15 protein-coding genes and 3 rRNA genes are annotated in these 20,561 nt (G+C 69.0%); 16 read left to right on the top strand and 2 right to left on the bottom strand.

The window, feature by feature from the left end; all coding sequences use genetic code 11:
* The first annotated feature begins 13 nt into the window (after window positions 1-13).
* The 10 genes from argC to AC3RJ8_RS10120 are packed head-to-tail and all read left to right on the top strand — an operon-like array spanning window position 14 to window position 10,082.
* Window positions 14-1,093: an N-acetyl-gamma-glutamyl-phosphate reductase gene (gene argC / locus AC3RJ8_RS10165; RefSeq protein WP_489712519.1), complete on the top strand. Its 1,080-nt coding sequence runs from the start codon at window positions 14-16 to the stop codon at window positions 1,091-1,093.
* On the top strand, window positions 1,090-2,271 hold the full coding sequence (argJ, locus tag AC3RJ8_RS10160) for a bifunctional glutamate N-acetyltransferase/amino-acid acetyltransferase ArgJ (RefSeq protein WP_489712518.1): 1,182 nt from the start codon (window positions 1,090-1,092) through the stop codon (window positions 2,269-2,271). The genes argC and argJ overlap by 4 nt, the downstream gene beginning before the upstream one ends.
* The gene (gene argB / locus AC3RJ8_RS10155) at window positions 2,268-3,218 is read left to right on the top strand and encodes an acetylglutamate kinase (RefSeq protein ID WP_489712517.1); all 951 of its coding nucleotides are present in this window, start codon (window positions 2,268-2,270) and stop codon (window positions 3,216-3,218) included. Before argJ ends, argB begins: the two co-directional genes overlap by 4 nt.
* A complete protein-coding gene (locus tag AC3RJ8_RS10150; RefSeq protein ID WP_489712516.1) occupies window positions 3,215-4,528 on the top strand; it encodes an acetylornithine transaminase in 1,314 nt (437 codons plus the stop codon). Before argB ends, AC3RJ8_RS10150 begins: the two co-directional genes overlap by 4 nt.
* A complete protein-coding gene (gene argF / locus AC3RJ8_RS10145; protein ID WP_489712515.1) occupies window positions 4,525-5,457 on the top strand; it encodes an ornithine carbamoyltransferase in 933 nt (310 codons plus the stop codon). Before AC3RJ8_RS10150 ends, argF begins: the two co-directional genes overlap by 4 nt.
* Complete coding sequence (locus AC3RJ8_RS10140; RefSeq protein WP_489712514.1) at window positions 5,454-5,987, top strand: arginine repressor; 534 nt, start codon at window positions 5,454-5,456, stop codon at window positions 5,985-5,987. Before argF ends, AC3RJ8_RS10140 begins: the two co-directional genes overlap by 4 nt.
* Before the next feature lie 44 nt (window positions 5,988-6,031).
* A complete protein-coding gene (locus AC3RJ8_RS10135) occupies window positions 6,032-7,261 on the top strand; it encodes an argininosuccinate synthase (protein ID WP_489712513.1) in 1,230 nt (409 codons plus the stop codon).
* Between the two features lies 1 nt (window position 7,262).
* Entirely contained in the window at window positions 7,263-8,744 is a 1,482-nt protein-coding gene (argH, locus tag AC3RJ8_RS10130) for an argininosuccinate lyase (RefSeq protein WP_489712512.1), read from the top strand.
* Window positions 8,745-8,748: 4 nt separating this feature from the next.
* Complete coding sequence (locus AC3RJ8_RS10125; protein WP_489712511.1) at window positions 8,749-9,408, top strand: uridine kinase family protein; 660 nt, start codon at window positions 8,749-8,751, stop codon at window positions 9,406-9,408.
* A complete protein-coding gene (locus tag AC3RJ8_RS10120) occupies window positions 9,405-10,082 on the top strand; it encodes a DNA-3-methyladenine glycosylase (protein ID WP_489712510.1) in 678 nt (225 codons plus the stop codon). The genes AC3RJ8_RS10125 and AC3RJ8_RS10120 overlap by 4 nt, the downstream gene beginning before the upstream one ends.
* Here the strand turns inward: AC3RJ8_RS10120 and AC3RJ8_RS10115 are convergent.
* Complete coding sequence (locus tag AC3RJ8_RS10115; protein ID WP_489712509.1) at window positions 10,052-10,930, bottom strand: MHYT domain-containing protein; 879 nt, start codon at window positions 10,928-10,930, stop codon at window positions 10,052-10,054. The two genes, AC3RJ8_RS10120 and AC3RJ8_RS10115, sit on opposite strands and share 31 nt — an antisense overlap.
* Window positions 10,931-11,200: 270 nt before the next feature.
* On the opposite strand from AC3RJ8_RS10115, the gene tyrS reads away from it, so the two are divergent.
* The 4 genes from tyrS (at window position 11,201) to rrf (ending at window position 18,289) form a co-directional block, all read left to right on the top strand.
* On the top strand, window positions 11,201-12,460 hold the full coding sequence (gene tyrS, locus AC3RJ8_RS10110) for a tyrosine--tRNA ligase (protein WP_489712508.1): 1,260 nt from the start codon (window positions 11,201-11,203) through the stop codon (window positions 12,458-12,460).
* Between the two features lie 484 nt (window positions 12,461-12,944).
* A 16S ribosomal RNA gene (locus tag AC3RJ8_RS10105) occupies window positions 12,945-14,471 on the top strand.
* A gap of 474 nt (window positions 14,472-14,945) precedes the next feature.
* Window positions 14,946-18,059: ribosomal RNA gene (locus AC3RJ8_RS10100) — 23S ribosomal RNA — on the top strand.
* Window positions 18,060-18,172: 113 nt separating this feature from the next.
* Window positions 18,173-18,289: ribosomal RNA gene (rrf, locus tag AC3RJ8_RS10095) — 5S ribosomal RNA — on the top strand.
* Together the 16S, 23S and 5S rRNA genes form the textbook arrangement of a ribosomal RNA operon.
* A gap of 88 nt (window positions 18,290-18,377) precedes the next feature.
* On the opposite strand, the gene AC3RJ8_RS10090 is transcribed toward rrf, so the two are convergent.
* Window positions 18,378-18,668, bottom strand: a complete 291-nt coding sequence (locus tag AC3RJ8_RS10090) for a hypothetical protein (RefSeq protein WP_489712507.1) — start codon at window positions 18,666-18,668, stop codon at window positions 18,378-18,380.
* Between the two features lie 234 nt (window positions 18,669-18,902).
* Between AC3RJ8_RS10090 and AC3RJ8_RS10085 the strand changes: the two genes are divergently transcribed.
* Complete coding sequence (locus AC3RJ8_RS10085; protein ID WP_489712506.1) at window positions 18,903-19,493, top strand: hypothetical protein; 591 nt, start codon at window positions 18,903-18,905, stop codon at window positions 19,491-19,493.
* The gene (locus AC3RJ8_RS10080; RefSeq protein WP_489712505.1) at window positions 19,490-20,500 is read left to right on the top strand and encodes an HAD-IIA family hydrolase; all 1,011 of its coding nucleotides are present in this window, start codon (window positions 19,490-19,492) and stop codon (window positions 20,498-20,500) included. The genes AC3RJ8_RS10085 and AC3RJ8_RS10080 overlap by 4 nt, the downstream gene beginning before the upstream one ends.
* The last annotated feature ends 61 nt before the right edge of the window (window positions 20,501-20,561 follow it).

The raw sequence follows: 20,561 nt of genomic DNA, 5'->3' as shown, positions 1-20,561 counted from the left end.
TATAGTGCTGCATATGGTCAGCAACGAGCCCCTCACGGTCGCCGTCGCGGGCGCCACCGGCTACGCCGGCGGTGAGTTCCTGCGGCTCGCCGCCCGGCACCCGCACCTCCGGGTCGGCACGCTCACCGCGCACTCCAACGCCGGGAGCCGTCTCGGGGACCTGCAGCCGCACCTGCGATCGCTCGCGGACCGGGTCCTGGAGCCGACCACGCCCGAGGCGCTCGCGGGCCACGACGTCGTCGTCCTCGGTCTGCCGCACGGGGCGTCGGGCGAGATCGCGGCCCGGCTGCCCGACGACGTGCTCGTCCTCGACCTCGGCGCCGACCACCGGCTCGCCTCGGCCGCCGACTGGGAGCAGTTCTACGGGACCTCGCACGCCGGCACGTGGCCCTACGGCCTCCCCGAGCTGATCGTCTGCGCCGACGGCGCGGTGACGGGGTCGCAGCGTGATCACCTCGTCGGGGCTCGCCGCATCGCCGTCCCCGGGTGCAACGTCACCGCCGTCACCCTCGGTCTGCAGCCGGGCGTGGCCACCGGGCTGCTCGACCCCACCGACGTCGTCGCCGTCCTCGCCAACGGGTACTCCGGTGCCGGCAAGGCGCTCAAGCCGCACCTGCTCGCGGCCGAAGGGCTCGGGGCCGCCGCGCCGTACGCCGTCGGCGGCACCCACCGGCACATCCCCGAGATCACCCAGAACCTGCGCACCGCCGGGGCCACGGACGTGACCATCAGCTTCACCCCCACGCTCGTGCCGATGGCGCGCGGCATCCTCGCCACCGCGACCGCGCGGCTCGCGCCCGGACGCGAGGCAGCAGGGGCCGACGAGGTGCGCGCGGTGTGGGAGCGGGCCTACGCCGACGAGCCCTTCGTCGACCTCCTGCCCGCGGGGCAGTGGCCTTCGACGGCGGCGACCCTCGGCGCGAACACCGCGCTCGTCCAGGTCGCGCTCGACGAGGCCGCCGGCCGCGTCGTGACCGTCACCGCCCTCGACAACCTCGCTAAGGGCACCGCCGGACAGGCGGTCCAGGCCATGAACATCGCCCTCGGCCTGCCGGAGACGGCCGGCCTCACCACCGAAGGAGTCGCGCCGTGAGCGTCACCGCCGCACAAGGGTTCCGGGCCGCCGGGATCACCGCAGGGCTCAAGGCCTCCCAGAAGCCGGACCTCGCCCTCGTCGTCAACGACGGGCCGGAGCACACCGCTGCCGCGGTCTTCACGAGCAACCGTGTGGTGGGGGCTCCGGTCCTGTGGTCGCGACAGGCCGTCAAGGACGGCGCCGCCCGCGCCGTCGTGCTGAACTCCGGCGGTGCCAACGTCTGCACCGGGCCCGGCGGCTTCCAGGACGCGCACGCCACCGCCGAGAAGGCGGCCGACGCGCTCGGGATAGGCGCCATCGACGTGCTCGTGGCCTCGACAGGGCTGATCGGTGTCCGCCTGGCCGCCGACAAGCTGCTCGCGGGCGTGCCCGTGGCGGTCGGTGCCCTCTCCGGGGGTGACGCGGCCGGGCAGGCGGCGGCGACGGCCATCATGACCACCGACACCGTGCCCAAGACGGCCGTGCGCACCGTCGAGACGCCGTCCGGCACGTACACCGTCGGCGGGATGGCCAAGGGCGCGGGCATGCTCGCCCCGGCACTGGCGACCATGCTGTGCGTCGTGACGACCGACGCCGTCGTGCCCGCGCAGGACGCCGACGCGGCGCTGCGGGCAGCGACGCGCGCCACGTTCGACCGCGTCGACTCCGACGGCGCCATGTCGACGTCGGACACGGTGGTGCTCATGGCCTCGGGTGCCTCCGGCGTCCCCGCCGAGCCTCAGGGGCTCACCGAGGCCGTCACCGCGGTCTGCGCGGACCTGGCCCGTCAGCTCGTGGCCGACGCCGAGGGCGCGTCCCACGACATCGCCATCACCGTGACGAACGCGACCACCGAGGACGCCGCGCTGGCCGTCGCCCGCGCCGTCAGCCGGTCCAACCTCGTCAAGGCCGCCGTCTTCGGCAACGACCCCAACTGGGGGCGCATCCTGTCGCAGGTCGGCACCGTGCCCGAGGAGGTCGCCCCGTTCGACCCGGCCGACCTGGACGTCAGCATCAACGGCGTCATGGTCTGCCGGGCCGGCGGTGCCCACGAGCCGCCCGAGAAGGTCGACATGGCCGCCGACCGGGACGTGACGATCAGCGTCGACCTGCACGCCGGCGACGCCGAGGTCACGCTGTGGACCAACGACCTGACCCACGCCTACGTCCACGAGAACAGCGCGTACTCGTCATGAGCGACTTCGACACCCGCACCGACCTGCGTCCCGACCAGAAGGCCGAGGTGCTCGTCGAGGCTCTTCCCTGGCTCCAGGAGTTCGCCGGCGCGCTCGTCGTGGTCAAGTACGGCGGCAACGCCATGGTCGACGACGAGCTCAAGGCGGCGTTCGCCCAGGACATGGTCTTCCTGCGCCAGGTTGGCCTGCGCCCGGTCGTCGTGCACGGCGGCGGTCCGCAGATCTCCAGGATGCTCGACCGCGTCGGTATCGCCTCCGAGTTCCGCGGCGGGCTGCGCGTCACCACGCCCGAGGCGATGGAGATCGTGCGGATGGTGCTGACCGGGCAGGTCTCGCGCGAGCTGGTCGGGCTGATCAACGCGCACGCGCCGCGCGCCGTCGGGCTGTCGGGGGAGGACGGCGGGCTGTTCGGGGCCGTGCGCCGGCACGCCACGGTCGACGGCGAGCCCGTGGACGTGGGCCTGGTGGGCGACGTCGTGCAGGTCAGCCCGTCCGCGGTGCAGGACCTGCTCGACGCCGGGCGGATCCCCGTGGTCTCCACGATCGCCCCCGACGTCGACGACCCCACGCAGGTGCTGAACGTCAACGCCGACACGGCGGCCGCGGCGCTCGCGGTGGCGCTCGGCGCGAAGAAGCTCATCGTGCTCACCGACGTCGAGGGGCTGTACACGAGCTGGCCCGACCGGGACTCGCTGGTCGAGCAGATCTCGGCCGGGGAGCTGGCGACGCTCCTGCCGAGCCTGACGGCCGGCATGGTCCCCAAGATGGAAGCCTGCCTGCGGGCCGTCCAGGGTGGTGTGCCGCGCGCCTCGGTGATCGACGGCCGCCAGCCGCACTCGGTGCTGCTCGAGGTCTTCACCTCCCGCGGCAACGGCACGATGGTCGTCCCCGACGTCCCCGACGTCCCCGACGTCCCGCTGCGAACCCGCGAGGAGAGCACCGCATGAGCGAGATCACCGGCACCGGCCGAGACCTCGGCACCCAGGGCTGGACCGAGGCGTACACCCGCTCGGTGATGGACACGTTCGGCCCGCCGCAGCGCATTCTCGTGCGCGGTGAGGGAGCGTCCGTGTGGGACGCCGACGGCAGGCGGTACCTCGACCTGCTCGCCGGGATCGCCGTCAACGCCCTCGGGCATGCCCACCCCACGCTCACGGCGGCCGTGAGCGCGCAGCTCGGCACGCTCGGCCACGTGTCCAACTTCTTCGGCACGCCCACCCAGATCTCGCTGGCGGAGCGGCTGCTGCAGCTCGCCGAGGCGCCGGAGGGCTCGAAGGTCTTCTTCACGAACTCCGGCACGGAGGCCAACGAGGCGGCCTTCAAGATGACCCGCCGCACGGGCCGCACCCGGGTGCTGGCCCTCGAGGGCGGTTTTCACGGGCGCACCGTGGGCGCGCTCGCCCTCACGCACAAACCGGCCTACCGGGAGCCCTTCGCACCGCTGCCCGGCGGCGTCGAGCACCTGCCGTTCGGGGACACCGAGGCGCTGGAGGCCGCCTTCTCCCCGGCCGCCGTCGCCGAACGGGGCGAGGTCGCGGCCCTGGTCGTCGAACCTGTGCAGGGCGAAGCGGGTGTCCGGGCGCTCCCCGAGGGCTACCTGGCACTCGGGCGCCGGCTCACGAGCGATGCCGGCGCGCTGCTCGTCCTCGACGAGGTGCAGACCGGCATGGGACGCACCGGCTCCTGGTTCGCCTTCCAGCAGCCCGAGATCGGCGGAGGCGTCGTGCCCGACGTCGTCACGCTCGCCAAGGGCCTCGGTGGTGGCTTCCCCGTGGGCGCCGTCGTGGCGTTCGGTGAGCGCGCCGCCACGCTGCTCGGTCGCGGACAGCACGGGACGACCTTCGGCGGGAACCCCGTGGCCGCCGCCGCGGCCCTGGCCACCATCGGTGTGATCGAGCGTGACCGTCTGATCGCCCACGCCGTGGAGGTCGGCAAGGTGCTGCGTCGCGCGATCACCGCAGGTCAGAACCCGCTCGTCGCCGGGGTGCGGGGGCACGGCCTGCTCCTCGCCGTCGAGCTCTCCCGGCCGGTCGCACCCCAGGTCGCGGCGGCCGCCCTTGAGGCCGGCCTCATCGTCAACGCCGTCGCTCCCGACGCGATCCGCCTGGCGCCCCCGCTCGTGCTGACGATCGACCAGGCGCTCGACGCCGCGCGGTTCTTCGCCGGTGTGGCCATCCCCGAGAGCACCGTGCCGGAGAGCCTTGTGCCCGAGAATCCCGTGCCCGAGAATCCCGTGCCCGAGAAGGACGACCGATGACCCGCCACTTCCTGCGTGACGACGACCTCACCCCGGCCGAGCAGCACGAGGTGCTCGAGCTCGCCATGGCATTCCGCGAGGACCGCACGTTCCGTACGCCGCTCGCCGGCCCGCAGGGCGTGGCGCTGATCTTCGACAAGCCGACGTTGCGCACCCAGCTCTCGTTCGCGACCGGGGTGGCCGAGATGGGCGGCTTTCCCACGGTGGTCGACGGTCGGCTCGCCCAGGTCGGGGTCCGCGAGTCCGTCGTGGACGTCACCCGGGTGCTGGACCGGCAGGTGTCGGCGATCGTGTGGCGGACGTTCGGCCAGGACCGGCTCGAGGAGATGGCGGCCGTCTCGCGCGTACCCGTCGTCAACGCTCTCACCGACGACTACCACCCGTGCCAGCTCCTCGCGGACCTCGTCACGATCGCCCAGCACCGTGGTGGTCTCGGCCACCTGCCGGGCCAGCGGCTCGTCTACGTCGGCGACGCGGCCAACAACATGGCCGCCTCCTACCTGCTGGCCGGCGCGACCGCCGGGCTGCACGTCGTCGTCTGCGGTCCGGACGGCTACCTGCCGACCGACGACGTCGTAGCGCGGGCAGGCGCGATCGCGGCGACCACGGGCGGGTCGGTCGCCGTCCAGACGGACCCGCGGGCCGCTGTCGCCGGCGCGGACGTGGTCGTGACGGACACCTGGGTCTCCATGGGGGACGAGGAGTCCGCCGCGCAGCGGGTCGCCGACCTGCTGCCGTACCAGGTGACGGACGAGCTCATGGCGGTGGCGTGCGAGGACGCGATCTTCCTGCACTGCCTGCCGGCCTACCGCGGCAAGGAGGTCGCCGCGGAGGTCATCGACGGGCCCCGGTCCGTCGTGTGGGACGAGGCGGAGAACCGTCTGCACGCGCAGAAGGCGGTCCTGACGTTCCTGCTGGAGCAGCGATGAGCGCGCCCGCGCACGGACCGCTCACCACCAAGGCGGCCCGCCATGCCCGCATCGTCGCGATCGTGCGGCGCACGGCGATCCACTCGCAGGCGGAGCTCGCCCGCGAGCTCGCCGACGAAGGGCTCTCCGTCACCCAGGGCACCCTGTCGCGCGACCTCATCGAGCTGCGGGCCGAGAAGGTCCGCAGCGACTCGGGCGCCCTCGTGTACGCCGTGCCGGGCGAGGGCGGTGACCGGAGCGTCCGGGCGGCCGGCGTCGGCGGGCACGACGACGGCTACCTCGCCGCCCGCCTCGCCCGGCTCTGCGCCGACCTGCTCGTCTCCGCGGAGGCGTCCGGCAACCAGGTGGTGCTGCGCACACCGCCCGGCGCCGCGAACTACCTGGCCTCGGCCATCGACCACTCCGTCTTCCCCGGGGTCCTCGGCTGCATCGCCGGTGACGACACGATCCTCGTGATCGCCCGGGACCCGGCGGGCGGCGACGAGCTCGCCGCCCGGTTCCTCGAGCTCACGGCGTCACCGGACGCCTGAGCCTGCCAGACTCGACACCCACCGCACAGCAAGGAAGAACACTCATGACTGAACGCGTCGTGCTCGCCTACTCGGGCGGCCTGGACACCTCCGTGGCGATTGGCTGGATCGCCGAGGCCACCGGGGCCGAGGTCGTCGCCGTCGCCGTCGACGTCGGCCAGGGCGGCGAGGACATGGAGATGATCCGTCGGCGCGCCCTCGACTGCGGCGCCGTCGAGGCGTACGTCGCCGACGCGCGCGACGAGTTCGCCGACGAGTACTGCATGCCCGCCCTCAAGGCGAACGGCCTGTACCTCGACCGGTACCCCCTGGTGTCGGCGATCTCGCGGCCGGTCATCGTCAAGCACATGGTCCGCGCCGCCCGGCAGTTCGGTGCGCAGACGGTGGCCCACGGCTGCACCGGCAAGGGCAACGACCAGGTCCGGTTCGAGGTGGCCACCACCTCGCTGGCCCCGGACCTGCGCACCATCGCCCCGGTGCGCGACCTCGCCCTGACGCGTGAGAAGGCGATCGACTACGCCGAGAAGAACGACCTGCCGATCGCGACGACGAAGAAGAACCCGTTCTCGATCGACCAGAACGTGTGGGGACGGGCCGTCGAGACGGGCTTCCTCGAGGACATCTGGAACGAGCCGACCAAGGACGTCTACTCCTACACCGACGACCCGACGTTCCCGCCGGTCGCCGACGAGGTCGTCATCACCTTCGCCGGGGGCGTGCCCGTCGCCCTCGACGGCGTCGAGGTGTCCCCGCTCCAGGCGATCATGGAGATGAACCGCCGGGCCGGTGCGCAGGGTGTGGGCCGGATCGACATCGTCGAGGACCGGCTCGTGGGGATCAAGTCCCGCGAGGTCTACGAGGCGCCGGGGGCGATGGCCCTCATCGCCGCGCACCAGGAGCTCGAGAACGTCACCCTGGAGCGCGAGCAGGCCCGCTTCAAGAAGGGCGTCGAGCAGCGCTGGTCCGAGCTGGTCTACGACGGCATGTGGTTCAGCCCGCTGAAGAAGAACCTCGACGTGTTCGTCGACGAGACCCAGAAGTACGTCTCCGGCGACATCCGCCTGGTGATGCACGGCGGCCGCGCGACCGTGACCGGGCGGCGTTCGGAGGCGGCGCTGTACGACTTCAACCTCGCCACCTACGACGAGGGCGACTCGTTCGACCAGTCGCACGCCAAGGGGTTCATCGAGATCTACGGCCTGGCCGCCAAGCAGGCCGCGGCTCGCGACGAGCGGTTCGGCAACGGCGTCGACCTCGGCACCGGGGATCTCTGACATGGCCGGCATCGAGAAGCACTCCGCCACCACGGGTGGGACGGACGCGGACGGGACCGTCGGCGTCTCGGCCGCACCCGCGTCGACGAGCCTGTGGGGCGGCCGGTTCGCCGGCGGCCCGGCGCCCGAGCTCCAGGCGCTGTCGCAGTCGACCCACTTCGACTGGCGCCTCGCCAAGGACGACGTGGCGGGCTCCCGGGCCCACGCTCGCGTGCTGCACGGCGCGGGCCTGCTGGACGACGACGAGCTCGCGGGCATGCTCGACGCGCTCGACCGTCTCGAGGCCGACGTCGAGTCCGGTGCGTTCCTGCCCCGGCTGGGGGACGAGGACGTGCACACCGCGCTCGAGCGGGGCCTCATGGAGCGGGCCGGCGAGGAGCTCGGCGGCAAGCTGCGGGCCGGGCGCTCGCGCAACGACCAGATCGCCACGCAGGTCCGGCTGTACCTGCGCCGCAACGGCCGCACGATCGCCCAGCAGCTGCTCACCGTGGTGGACGAGCTCATCACCCAGGCCGAGGCCGCCGGCGAGGCCGTCATGCCCGGTCGCACGCACCTCCAGCACGCCCAGCCCGTGCTGCTCGCGCACCACCTGCTGGCGCACGCCTGGCCGCTCCTGCGTGACGTGGACCGGCTCGTCGACTGGGACGTTCGGGCGGCACGGTCGCCCTACGGCTCCGGGGCGCTCGCGGGTTCGTCCCTGGGCCTGGACCCTGCCGCGGTGGCAGCGGGGCTCGGCTTCGACGGGCCGGTCGAGAACTCGATCGACGGCACCGCCGCACGTGACGTCGTCGCGGAGTTCGCCTTCGTGGCCGCGATGATCGGCGTGGACCTGTCGCGGCTCTCCGAGGAGATCATCCTGTGGAACACCAAGGAGTTCGGGTTCGTGCGGCTCGACGACGCCTGGTCGACCGGGTCGAGCATCATGCCGCAGAAGAAGAACCCCGACATCGCCGAGCTGGCGCGGGGCAAGTCCGGGCGGTTGATCGGTGACCTCACGGGGCTGCTCTCGACGCTCAAGGGCCTTCCCCTGGCGTACAACCGGGACCTGCAGGAGGACAAGGAGCCGGTGTTCGACCAGGTGGACACCCTCACCGTGCTGCTGCCGGCGTTCGCCGGCATGGTCCGCACGCTGACGTTCGACACCGACCGGATGGCCGAGCTCGCCCCCCAGGGGTTCTCCCTCGCCACGGACGTCGCCGAGTGGCTGGTGCGGCAGGGCGTGCCGTTCCGTGTCGCGCACGAGGTCGCCGGTGCCTGCGTGCGGGTCTGCGAGGAGCGGGACATCGAGCTGTGGGACCTGTCGGACCAGGACCTCGCGGACGTCTCTGCGCACCTCACCCCGGACGTGCGCTCGGTCCTGTCCGTCGAGGGTTCGGTCGCCTCCCGCGACGCCGTGGGCGGCACGGCCCCGGTGCGGGTGGCGGAACAGCTCGAGGCGGCCAAGGAGCGCGCCACGGAGTACCGGTTCTGGGCCGAGGCCTGACCCGGTGACGGTCGGTCCCGACGTGCTCGCCGCCCTCGTGCGGGCGGTGCGGTCGGCGCCGCCCCGGCTGCCCGGCGTGCAGGCGCCGCAGCCGTGGCGGCGCACACGCCTGGTGTGCGTGGACGGGCCGGCCGGGTCCGGCAAGACGACGCTGGCGACCCAGCTCGCCGTCGAGCTCGCGTGCCAGGTCGTCCACATGGACGACCTCTACGAGGGGTGGGCGGCCGGGCCCGACGGCGGTGCGGCACGGTTGCGCTCGTGGGTCCTGGAACCGCTCGTCGCCGGGCAGGCGGGGGAGTACCGGCGGTTCGACTGGGTCGCCGGGACCTATGCCGAGGCGCACCGCGTCGATCCCGGGCCGTTCCTCGTGGTGGAGGGGTGCGGGGCGGCCGCCCGGTCGGTGGACCAGTGGGCGGCGTTGCGCGTCTGGGTGGAGGCGGGCGACGACGAGCGGTTGCGCCGTGGGCTCGCTCGCGACGGGGTCGCGGAGCGGGCGCACTGGTTGCGCTGGATGGCCGACGAGGCCGCGCACTACGCTGCCGAGCAGACGCGTGCGCGGGCCGACGTCCACCTCGACGGTTTCGGCCGGCCGCGCACCACGGCGCAGGGCTCGACGGAGGGCCTGGTGGAGGACGCGGTGAGAGGTTCGGCGGAGGTGACATGACGGGGACCGGAGCGGGCGCTGCACCGTCCGCGGCGACGCCGTGGCAGGTCCCCGGGCCGTCCTGGTACGCCCGCGACGTGCACGACGTGGCGCGGGACCTGCTCGGCGCCTTCGTCACACGCCGGAGCTCGCAGGGCGAGGTGACGCTGCGCGTCACGGAGGTCGAGGCGTACGCCGGTGCGGTCGACCCGGCGTCGCACGCGTACCGGGGCCGCACCGAGCGCAACCGGTCCATGTTCGGCGAGCCGGGGCGCCTCTACGTCTACCGGCACCTGGGGCTGCACCACTGCGCCAACGTGGTGTGCGGCCCCGCAGGGACCGCTTCGGGTGTCCTGCTGCGGGCCGGCGAGGTCGTCGCGGGCACCGAGCTGGCGCGTTCGCGACGGACGCGGGTCGGGCGCTGCGACTCCGACCGGCAGATCGCCCGGGGGCCGGCGCGGCTCGCTGTCGCGCTCGCCATCGACCGGCAGGACGACGGCGTGGGGATCACCGACGCCCAGGGCGCCGTCGTCGTGCACCTGCCCGTGGACCCGCTGCCGCGCACGATCGCGTCAGGCCCGCGCGTGGGCGTCGGTGGCGAGGGCGCGGACATCGAGCGCTTCGCGTGGCGCTCGTGGCTCGTCGACGAGCCGACCGTCTCGGCCTACCGTCCCGTGGGACGTCGCCGCCGCTGACCGGTGTCTCGCGCGTCGCCACGGACGGTCGCCGTCGCGGCGTGCGGCCCAGGCTCCTGGTCGGTGCGGCGCAGCTCGCTGCGCCACCGGTCGAACTCGCGGCCCGCGGTGATCTCCGCGGGGCTCGGGGCCAGCATGACCGTGACGAGCAGGGCGAGCGTCGAGAGCGTGAGGAAGATGCCCAGCGGGATGACGAGCTCGCCGGTCGTCAGGCCGGTCTGAGCTGCCGTCGCGCCGCCCTGGTGGCTCCCGTGCTCCTGGGCCTCCATCGCAGCCATGCCCGTGTAGTGCATGCCGGAGACGGCGACGCCCATCACCACGGCGGCCGCGGCGCCGGCCAGGGTCGTGTGCACCGTGTACGCGAGCCACAACCCGGCCGAGGCGGCGACGACGCCGATGATGACGGACAGCGTCACGAGCCACGCGTCGTAGTGGAGCGGCACGTCGGTGTGCATGGCCCGCATGCCGAGGTAGTGCATGCTCGACACGCCGAACCCGGCGACGACCCCTCCTCCGACGATCGCCCCGGCACGGCCTGCGCTGCGGTCGACGAGGAACAACCCGGCGGCGACCACCACGACGGCGAGCACCGCACTGACGATCGTCAGCGGGACGTCGTAACGGATCTCGGCGCCCGACACCGAGAACCCGAGCATGGCCACGAAGTGCATCACCCAGATCCCGGTGCCGCCGATGGCGAGGGCTCCCAGCCACAACCACCACCGTCGGGCGCGACCGCTGAAGAGCCTGGCGCGAGCGGTGCAGGACAGGCCCGCCGCGCAGCCGAGGCACGACAGGACGAAGGACAGCGCCGGTGTCAGGAGTCCGTAGGTGAAGTGCTCGATCATGGTGGTCCTTCGCAGGTGACGAGTATCGGGCTGGGCCGGGACACCGTCGTCCCTCGAGCCGACAGACCGCCGGGGGAGTGATCTGTGACGGCAGGCCGAGTGGCGCTCGTCACAGTGCATGCGTGATGGGTGCGGCGGGGATCGACCCGTCGAGCCCTGTGGGCTCCGACGGATTCGGCGACGACGAGTGGACGCACTGCCGACGACGTCGGGCAGACTAGGGGCCGTCGCCGGTCCGGGCGGCACCCGCTGAACTGAAGGAGCATCACGGTGACCGACGTTGTCGACGAGCTGCAGTGGCGGGGCCTGGTGGCGCAATCCACCGACGAGGCCGCGCTGAGGGACGCGCTGGCGCAGGGGCCCGTCACCTACTACTGCGGCTTCGACCCGACGGCGCCGAGCCTGCACCACGGGCACCTCGTCCAGCTGATCCTGCTGCGCCACCTGCAGCAGGCGGGCCACCGTGCGGTGGCGCTGGTCGGCGGAGCCACCGGGATGATCGGGGACCCCCGGGACTCCGGCGAACGCGTTCTGAACACCAAGGAGGTCGTGGCGGACTGGTCGCAGCGGCTCAAGGGCCAGATCTCGCGGTTCCTCGAGTTCGACGGCGACAACCCCGCCGTGCTCGTCAACAACCTCGACTGGATCGACGGGCTCTCCGCCATCGACTTCCTACGCGACGTCGGCAAGCACTACCGCCTGGGCACGATGCTGGCCAAGGACACCGTGGCGCGCCGGCTGCGCTCCGACGAGGGCATCAGCTTCACCGAGTTCAGCTACCAGATCCTGCAGGGCATCGACTTCCTGGAGCTCTACCGGCGGCACGGGGTCACGCTGCAGACGGGTGGCAACGACCAGTGGGGGAACCTGCTGTCCGGCGTGGAGCTGATCCGGAAGGCGGAGGGCGCGGCGGTGCACGTCATGACGACGCCGCTGATCACGAAGGCCGACGGGACGAAGTTCGGCAAGACGGAAGGCGGGGCCGTGTGGCTGGCTCCGGACATGATGAGCCCGTACGCCTTCTACCAGTACTGGCTCAACGCCGCCGACGCCGACGTGGTCGCCTGGTTGAAGATCTTCACGTTCCGCACGCGCGAGGAGATCGACCAGCTCGCTGCGGCGGTCCGGGAACGCCCTGGAGCGCGGGAGGCGCAGCGCACGCTCGCCGGGGACGTCACGACGCTCGTCCACGGAGCCGACGCCACGGATGCCGTGGTCGCGGTGAGTCGTGCCCTGTTCGGCCGCGGTGAGCTCGGGACGCTCGACGCCGACACGCTCGGCGCCGCGACGGCCGAGCTGCCCCGGGCGGACGTCACGGTCGGCACGCCGGTGCTCGACGCGTTCGTCGACGCCGGTCTGGTGGCCTCACGCGCGGCCGGCCGACGGGCGATCGGCGAGGGCGGTGCGTACGTCAACAACGTCAAGGTCGGCACCGAGGACGCCGTCCTGACGAGCGAGGACCTGCTCCACGGGCGCTACGCGGTCCTGCGGCGTGGCAAGAAGACCCTCGCCGTCGCCGTCGCCGGCTGACCCGGCGACCGGCAGATCGGGCCCTGGCCTGCGGATTTGGCACGCGGGCCAGGGGCTGTGTAATGTTCTGGTCGTTCGCCCGGCAGGGAGGCACGAACACCGAGGAGACAGCCGCTGAGGCTGGGTACCGGTGGCCGATCCCAGGGTGGATGACCTCGGACCTTCGGATCAGGTACAGTTGTGTGCCCGGTCGATCGAGGGCCTGGTAGATCCCGTGTATAACGGCTCGGAAGAGCGGTTGACGACACGGAGGAAGCCGGGTAAGGTTGAAGGGTTGCCCCGGACGGGGTCGGGACGGGAAGTTCCGGTCTTGGATGGTGTGCGTCGGTTGTTTGAGAACTCAACAGTGTGCTTGATAGTCAATGCCAAATTTTGAACCTTTTTGGTTCCTTTGGACTGGATTGAACAGCTAGTCTGTTTGGTCTGGCCAGTATCGATAGGCGACTGGTGGCCCTCTTTGGGGGTTGTTGGTTGTTTTCTCTCTTTTACGGAGAGTTTGATCCTGGCTCAGGACGAACGCTGGCGGCGTGCTTAACACATGCAAGTCGAACGGTGAAGCCCAGCTTGCTGGGTGGATCAGTGGCGAACGGGTGAGTAACACGTGAGCAACCTGCCCTCCACTTCGGGATAAGCCTTGGAAACGGGGTCTAATACCGGATATGAGCATCTGCCGCATGGTGGGTGTTGGAAAGTTTTTCGGTGGGGGATGGGCTCGCGGCCTATCAGCTTGTTGGTGGGGTGATGGCCTACCAAGGCGTCGACGGGTAGCCGGCCTGAGAGGGCGACCGGCCACACTGGGACTGAGACACGGCCCAGACTCCTACGGGAGGCAGCAGTGGGGAATATTGCACAATGGGCGAAAGCCTGATGCAGCGACGCCGCGTGAGGGATGACGGCCTTCGGGTTGTAAACCTCTTTCAGCAGGGAAGAAGGCCTTCGGGTGGACGGTACCTGCAGAAGAAGCGCCGGCTAACTACGTGCCAGCAGCCGCGGTAATACGTAGGGCGCAAGCGTTGTCCGGAATTATTGGGCGTAAAGAGCTCGTAGGCGGTCTGTCGCGTCTGGTGTGAAAACCCGAGGCTCAACCTCGGGCTTGCATCGGGTACGGGCAGACTAGAGTGCGGTAGGGGAGACTGGAATTCCTGGTGTAGCGGTGGAATGCGCAGATATCAGGAGGAACACCGATGGCGAAGGCAGGTCTCTGGGCCGCAACTGACGCTGAGGAGCGAAAGCATGGGGAGCGAACAGGATTAGATACCCTGGTAGTCCATGCCGTAAACGTTGGGCACTAGGTGTGGGGCTCATTCCACGAGTTCCGTGCCGCAGCTAACGCATTAAGTGCCCCGCCTGGGGAGTACGGCCGCAAGGCTAAAACTCAAAGGAATTGACGGGGGCCCGCACAAGCGGCGGAGCATGCGGATTAATTCGATGCAACGCGAAGAACCTTACCAAGGCTTGACATGCACCGGACGCTGCCAGAGATGGTGGTTCCGCAAGGTCGGTGCACAGGTGGTGCATGGTTGTCGTCAGCTCGTGTCGTGAGATGTTGGGTTAAGTCCCGCAACGAGCGCAACCCTCGTCCCATGTTGCCAGCGGGTTATGCCGGGGACTCATGGGAGACTGCCGGGGTCAACTCGGAGGAAGGCGGGGATGACGTCAAATCATCATGCCCCTTATGTCTTGGGCTTCACGCATGCTACAATGGCCGGTACAGAGGGCTGCGATACCGTAAGGTGGAGCGAATCCCAAAAAGCCGGTCTCAGTTCGGATTGGGGTCTGCAACTCGACCCCATGAAGTCGGAGTCGCTAGTAATCGCAGATCAGCAACGCTGCGGTGAATACGTTCCCGGGCCTTGTACACACCGCCCGTCAAGTCACGAAAGTTGGTAACACCCGAAGCTCATGGCCCAACCGGTTCGTCCGGGGGGAGTGGTCGAAGGTGGGACTGGCGATTGGGACTAAGTCGTAACAAGGTAGCCGTACCGGAAGGTGCGGCTGGATCACCTCCTTTCTAAGGAGCACATACTGCTCACCTGGTGGGGTTCTGCCCTGGGGGTGGGTGGTCATGCACAGCCATCGTAGGCGCCGAACGTGTGTCTGGTGGTTGCTCTGGGTGGAACATTGACTGTTTGCGGTGCGCTGGGTGCGTGCCGGCTGCTAGTACGTCTGCTGCTTCGGTGGTGGGTGGGAACGTGGTCGGTGGCCTCTGGTGGGTCGTGTGAGCACACTGTTGGGTCCTGAGGCAACCGGCCTGCGTGGTCGGGTGACCTTTGATGGATACGGGTCGTTGGTCGGGTCTTCATACCGCTTCGCGCGTCGTGCCGGGTCGTTGCTCCTTCGGGGTGATGGTTGGTGGGGTGTGTGGGGGTCGGGTGGGCCTGGTGGCCGGCGGGACCGTCCGTTGCTTGAGAACTGCACAGTGGACGCGAGCATCCCAGATGTTCAAGTATTGTTCTTGGATTTCTGTAGCATATTTGTAGTGTGTGTCGAAGTTTAGAAGGGCACATGGTGGATGCCTTGGCACTAGGAGCCGAAGAAGGACGTTGTAGCCTGCGTTAAGCCTCGGGGAGCTGGCAAACGAGCTGTGATCCGAGGATGTCCGAATGGGGGAACCCAGCCGCAGTCATGTGCGGTTACCTGTACCTGAATTCATAGGGTGCAGGGGGGAACGCCGGGAAGTGAAACATCTCAGTACCGGCAGGAAGAGATATTCCGTGAGTAGTGGCGAGCGAAAGCGGATGAGGCCAAACCGTATGCGTGTCAAGCTGTCAGGCGTTGCGTGTGCGGGGTTGTGGGACCTTTCTCAGATCACTGACATGGTCTGGACCAGTAAGAAAGTCGTGTCATAGTCGAACCGCATTGAAAGGCGGACCGTAGAGGGTGTGAGTCCCGTAGACGAAATGGTGCGGCCTGGTGAAGGGGATCCCAAGTAGCACGGGGCCCGTGAAATCTCGTGTGAATCTGGCAAGACCACTTGCTAAGCCTAAATACTACCTAGTGACCGATAGCGGACAAGTACCGTGAGGGAAAGGTGAAAAGTACCCCGGGAGGGGAGTGAAATAGTACCTGAAACCGTGTGCCTACAATCCGTCGGAGCCTCCTTAGCAGGGGTGACGGCGTGCCTTTTGAAGAATGAGCCTGCGAGTTAGTGCTCGGTGGCGAGGTTAACCCGTGTGGGGAAGCCGTAGCGAAAGCGAGTCCGAACAGGGCGATTCAGTCGCCGGGTCTAGACCCGAAGCGAAGTGATCTAGCCATGGGCAGGTTGAAGCGCCGGTAAGACGGCGTGGAGGACCGAACCCACTTAGGTTGAAAACTGAGGGGATGACCTGTGGTTAGGGGTGAAAGGCCAATCAAACTTCGTGATAGCTGGTTCTCCCCGAAATGCATTTAGGTGCAGCGTCACGCGTTCCTTGCCGGAGGTAGAGCTACTGGATGGCCGATGGGCCTCACCAGGTTACTGACGTCAACCAAACTCCGAATGCCGGTAAGCCAGAGCGTGGCAGTGAGACTGCGGGGGATAAGCTTCGTAGTCGAGAGGGAAACAGCCCAGACCACCGGCTAAGGCCCCTAAGCGTGTGCTCAGTGGGAAAGGATGTGGAGTTGCACAGACAACCAGGAGGTTGGCTTAGAAGCAGCCACCCTTGAAAGAGTGCGTAATAGCTCACTGGTCAAGTGATTCCGCGCCGACAATGTAGCGGGGCTCAAGTACACCGCCGAAGCCGTGGCACTCACACTTTACCCAGCATTCCCTTTCGAGGGGGTGTTCAGGTGTGTGGGTGGGTAGGGGAGCGTCGTGTGGGCAGTGAAGCCGCAGGGTGACCTAGCGGTGGAGACCACACGAGTGAGAATGCAGGCATGAGTAGCGAAAGACGGGTGAGAAACCCGTCCGCCGAATGACCAAGGGTTCCAGGGCCAGGTTAATCCGCCCTGGGTAAGTCGGGACCTAAGGCGAGGCCGACAGGCGTAGTCGATGGACAAGGAGTTGATATTCTCCTACCGGCGAAGAACCGCCCATACCGAATCCGGTGATGCTGACCACCCCCGAGTACCACCGTCGCCTTCGGGTGACACCGGTACAACGGCGTGGGACCCAATCCGGTAGTAGGTAAGCGTGTTAACAGGGGTGACGCAGGAAGGTAGCCCGGCGTGGCGATGGTAGACCACGTCCAAGGTTGTAGCCGGCTTCGTAGGCAAATCCGCGAAGCATTGACGGTGAGAACTGACGGTGACCGCACTAGCGGGAATCGGGTGATCCTCAGCTGCCAAGAAAAGCCTCGACGCGAGGTTCTAGCCGCCCGTACCCCAAACCGACTCAGGTGGTCAGGTAGAGAATACCAAGGCGATCGAGATAATCGTGGTTAAGGAACTCGGCAAAATGCCCCCGTAACTTCGGGAGAAGGGGGGCCCGATCCGTGAACACCCTAGCGGTGGGAAGCGGTGAGGGCCGCAGAGACCAGGGAGAAGCGACTGTTTACTAAAAACACAGGTCCGTGCGAAGTCGCAAGACGATGTATACGGACTGACGCCTGCCCGGTGCTGGAAGGTTAAGAGGACGAGTCAGCGTAAGCGAAGCTCAGAATTTAAGCCCCAGTAAACGGCGGTGGTAACTATAACCATCCTAAGGTAGCGAAATTCCTTGTCGGGTAAGTTCCGACCTGCACGAATGGCGTAACGACTTCTCCGCTGTCTCAACCACGAACTCGGCGAAATTGCACTACGAGTAAAGATGCTCGTTACGCGCAGCAGGACGGAAAGACCCCGGGACCTTTACTATAGCTTGGTATTGGTGTTCGGTGCGGTTTGTGTAGGATAGGTGGGAGACTTTGAAGCCCGCGCGCCAGCGCGAGTGGAGTCGCCGTTGAAATACCACTCTGACCGCATCGACCATCTAACCTCGGTCCGTGATCCGGATCAGGGACAGTGCCTGGTGGGTAGTTTAACTGGGGCGGTTGCCTCCCAAAATGTAACGGAGGCGCTCAAAGGTTCCCTCAGCCTGGTTGGCAATCAGGTGTCGAGTGCAAGTGCACAAGGGAGCTTGACTGTGAGACCGACAGGTCAAGCAGGGACGAAAGTCGGAACTAGTGATCCGGCGGTGGCTTGTGGAAGCGCCGTCGCTCAACGGATAAAAGGTACCCCGGGGATAACAGGCTGATCTTCCCCAAGAGTCCATATCGACGGGATGGTTTGGCACCTCGATGTCGGCTCGTCGCATCCTGGGGCTGGAGTAGGTCCCAAGGGTTGGGCTGTTCGCCCATTAAAGCGGCACGCGAGCTGGGTTTAGAACGTCGTGAGACAGTTCGGTCCCTATCCGCTGCGCGCGCAGGAAACTTGAGAAGGGCTGTCCCTAGTACGAGAGGACCGGGACGGACGAACCTCTGGTATGCCAGTTGTTCCGCCAGGAGCACCGCTGGTTCGCTACGTTCGGAAGGGATAACCGCTGAAAGCATCTAAGCGGGAAGCCTGCTTCAAGATGAGGTTTCCATCCCCCTCGTGGGGTGAAGGCACCCAGCTAGACCACTGGGTAGATAGGCCGGAAGTGGAAGACAGGACCAACGACTGTCGCAGCTGACCGGTACTAATAAGCCAACAACTTCAACACCAACACTTCTGCTATGCACGCGTCCACTGTGCGGTTCCCGAGAAACGGGCACCACCCCCTTTCACCTCGACCAGGTGAAACAACAAGGGGGAACCCGAACAACTCGATAACGTTACGGCGGTCACAGCGAAGGGGAAACGCCCGGTCCCATACCGAACCCGGAAGCTCAGCCCTTCAGCGCCGATGGTACTGCCCTGGAGACGGGGTGGGAGAGTAGGACGCCGCCGGACACCCTTCACAGCCAGGCCCCCCACACCACACGGTGCGGGGGGCCTGACTGCACCCACCACACCTGACGGCGACACGTGGGAGAATCTCTCACTGACCTGGAACGAGAGGACCACCGTGAACGACACGCCGCGCGAGGACCGCCCAGACCGGGGCGACGGGGGCTCGCGCCGCCCACAGGGGACCGGTCGAGGAGGCGGCGGACAGCGCCGGTCTCGCGACGACCAGCAGCGCAGCGGCCCCCGGCGCTCGGACGGGGACCACCGTGGTGGTCCACGCCGCGAGGGTGGCAGCGGTCGGCGCGGTGACGAGGAGCGGGGGAACGGCGGTCGTGGCGCCACGGGCGGTCGCGACGGCGGACGTCGTGACGGCACGGCCCATGGCGGTGACCGTGGCCGGCGCGACGAGCGCCATACCGGTGCCCGGGGTGGTGCCTACCCTGCACGCGGTGGCCAGCAGCGCCCCGCGCGGCCGGAGCGGCCTCGTGACCCGAACCGGGTCCCGGACCCTGAGATCCCCGAGGATGTCGACTCCCGCCAGCTCAGCAAGGAAGCGCGATCGCGGCTGCGCGGTCTGAGCAAGGACAACGCCGAGGGCGTCGGTGCGCACCTGGTCATGGCCGGCAGACTGCTGGACACCGACCCCGAGGAGGCCTACCTGCACGCTCAGGCGGCTGTGCGGCGGGCCGGCCGCATCGACGTCGTCCGTGAGGCCGCGGGCATCGCCGCGTACCGCACCGGCCGGTACGCGGAGGCCTTGCGCGAGCTTCGCACCGTGCGCCGGCTGAACGGCTCGTCGGAGCACCTGCCCCTGATGGCCGATGCCGAGCGCGGCCTGGGCCGCCCGGAGCGGGCGATCGCCTTGGCGCAGTCCGAGGAGGCCGCCACGCTCGAGCCGGAGGCACGCACGGAGCTGGCCATCGTGGTCAGCGGTGCTCGCAGCGACCTCGGCGACCACGAGGCGGCGCTGGCGGTGCTCGATCGCATCCCGGCGGCGGAACGTCAGGGCGACCTGGGACTCCGGGTGCTCCAGGCCCGTGCGGTCGCTCTGGAGACCGCGGGGCGGGCCGACGAGGCGACGGAGCTGTTGGCCGGCGTCGACCCGTCCGCGCTGGAGCGTGCGCTCGGGAACGGTGGGGACGACGAGGACTACGTCGTCTACGACGTCTTCGACGAGACGGCGGACGACGAGAGGCCCGAGGCGTGAGCGAGACCCTGCTGGGGAGCGATCGACCCCTGGCGGAGGCGCACGACCTCGCGCTCGTGGACCTGGACGGCGTGGCCTACCAGGGGCACCTGCCGATCGCGCACGCCGCGGAGTCCCTCGACGAGGCGCGTCGGCGAGGGCTCCGGCTGCTGTTCGTGACGAACAACGCCTCTCGCGAGCCCGAGGACGTGGCCGGCCAGCTCAGCGGTCTGTCGATCCCCACAGAGCCCGACGAGGTGATGACGGCGGCGCAAGCGTGCGCGAACCTGCTCGCCACCCGCCTCGCGCCCGGCGCCAAGGTGCTGGTCGTGGGGGGCGCCGGACTGGTCACGGCGGTGCGGCAGGCAGGGTTCGAGGTCGTCCCCTCTGCCGACGACGCGCCCGACGCCGTCGCCCAGGGCTTCGCGCCCGAGCTCGGTTGGTCGGACCTTGCCGAGGCGGCCTATGCGGTGGCCGCCGGTGCGTGGTTCGTGGCCAGCAACCGTGACATGTCGCTGCCGACGGCTCGAGGCTTTGCTCCCGGCAACGGTGCGCTGGTCGGGGCCGTCGTCGCCGCGACCGGCGTCCAGCCGGCCAGCGCGGGCAAGCCGTCGCCGACGATGTACCGCATGGCGGTCGATCGCAGCGCTGCCCGTCGCCCGCTGGTCATCGGCGACCGGCTGGACACCGACCTGGCCGGCGCGCGCGCCGGGGACATCCCCGGCCTGCACGTCCTGACCGGGGTCTCGAGCGCCCGGGACGCCGTGCTCGCCGCACCCGGACTTCGTCCGCACTTCATCGGCGCCGACCTGCGATCGCTGCTCGAACCGCACCCCGAGCCGGTCGTCGACGACGGGTGGTGGCGGTGCGCAGGCCGCGCGGCCAGGGTGCGTGACGGCGTCCTCGAGCTCGACCGTTCCGGTCCGTCGGGCATCGACGTGATCCGCGCCGCGTGCGCGGCGTCGTGGGCTGCGGTCGACGACGGCGTCACGCCGGATCCGTCGACGGTTCCCGAGCTGAGCGCCTGACACGCCCGTCGCCCGGCCCCGCCTCGCCGGGCCCGTCGCACCCACCAGGTAGCGTTGTCCC

Source organism: Isoptericola sp. MSGPD8_1_ISO-PGPR-S23-394 (assembly GCF_058072785.1).
Note: the sequence above shows the minus strand (reverse complement) of the source record. Positions and strands in the feature narration are given on the sequence as shown.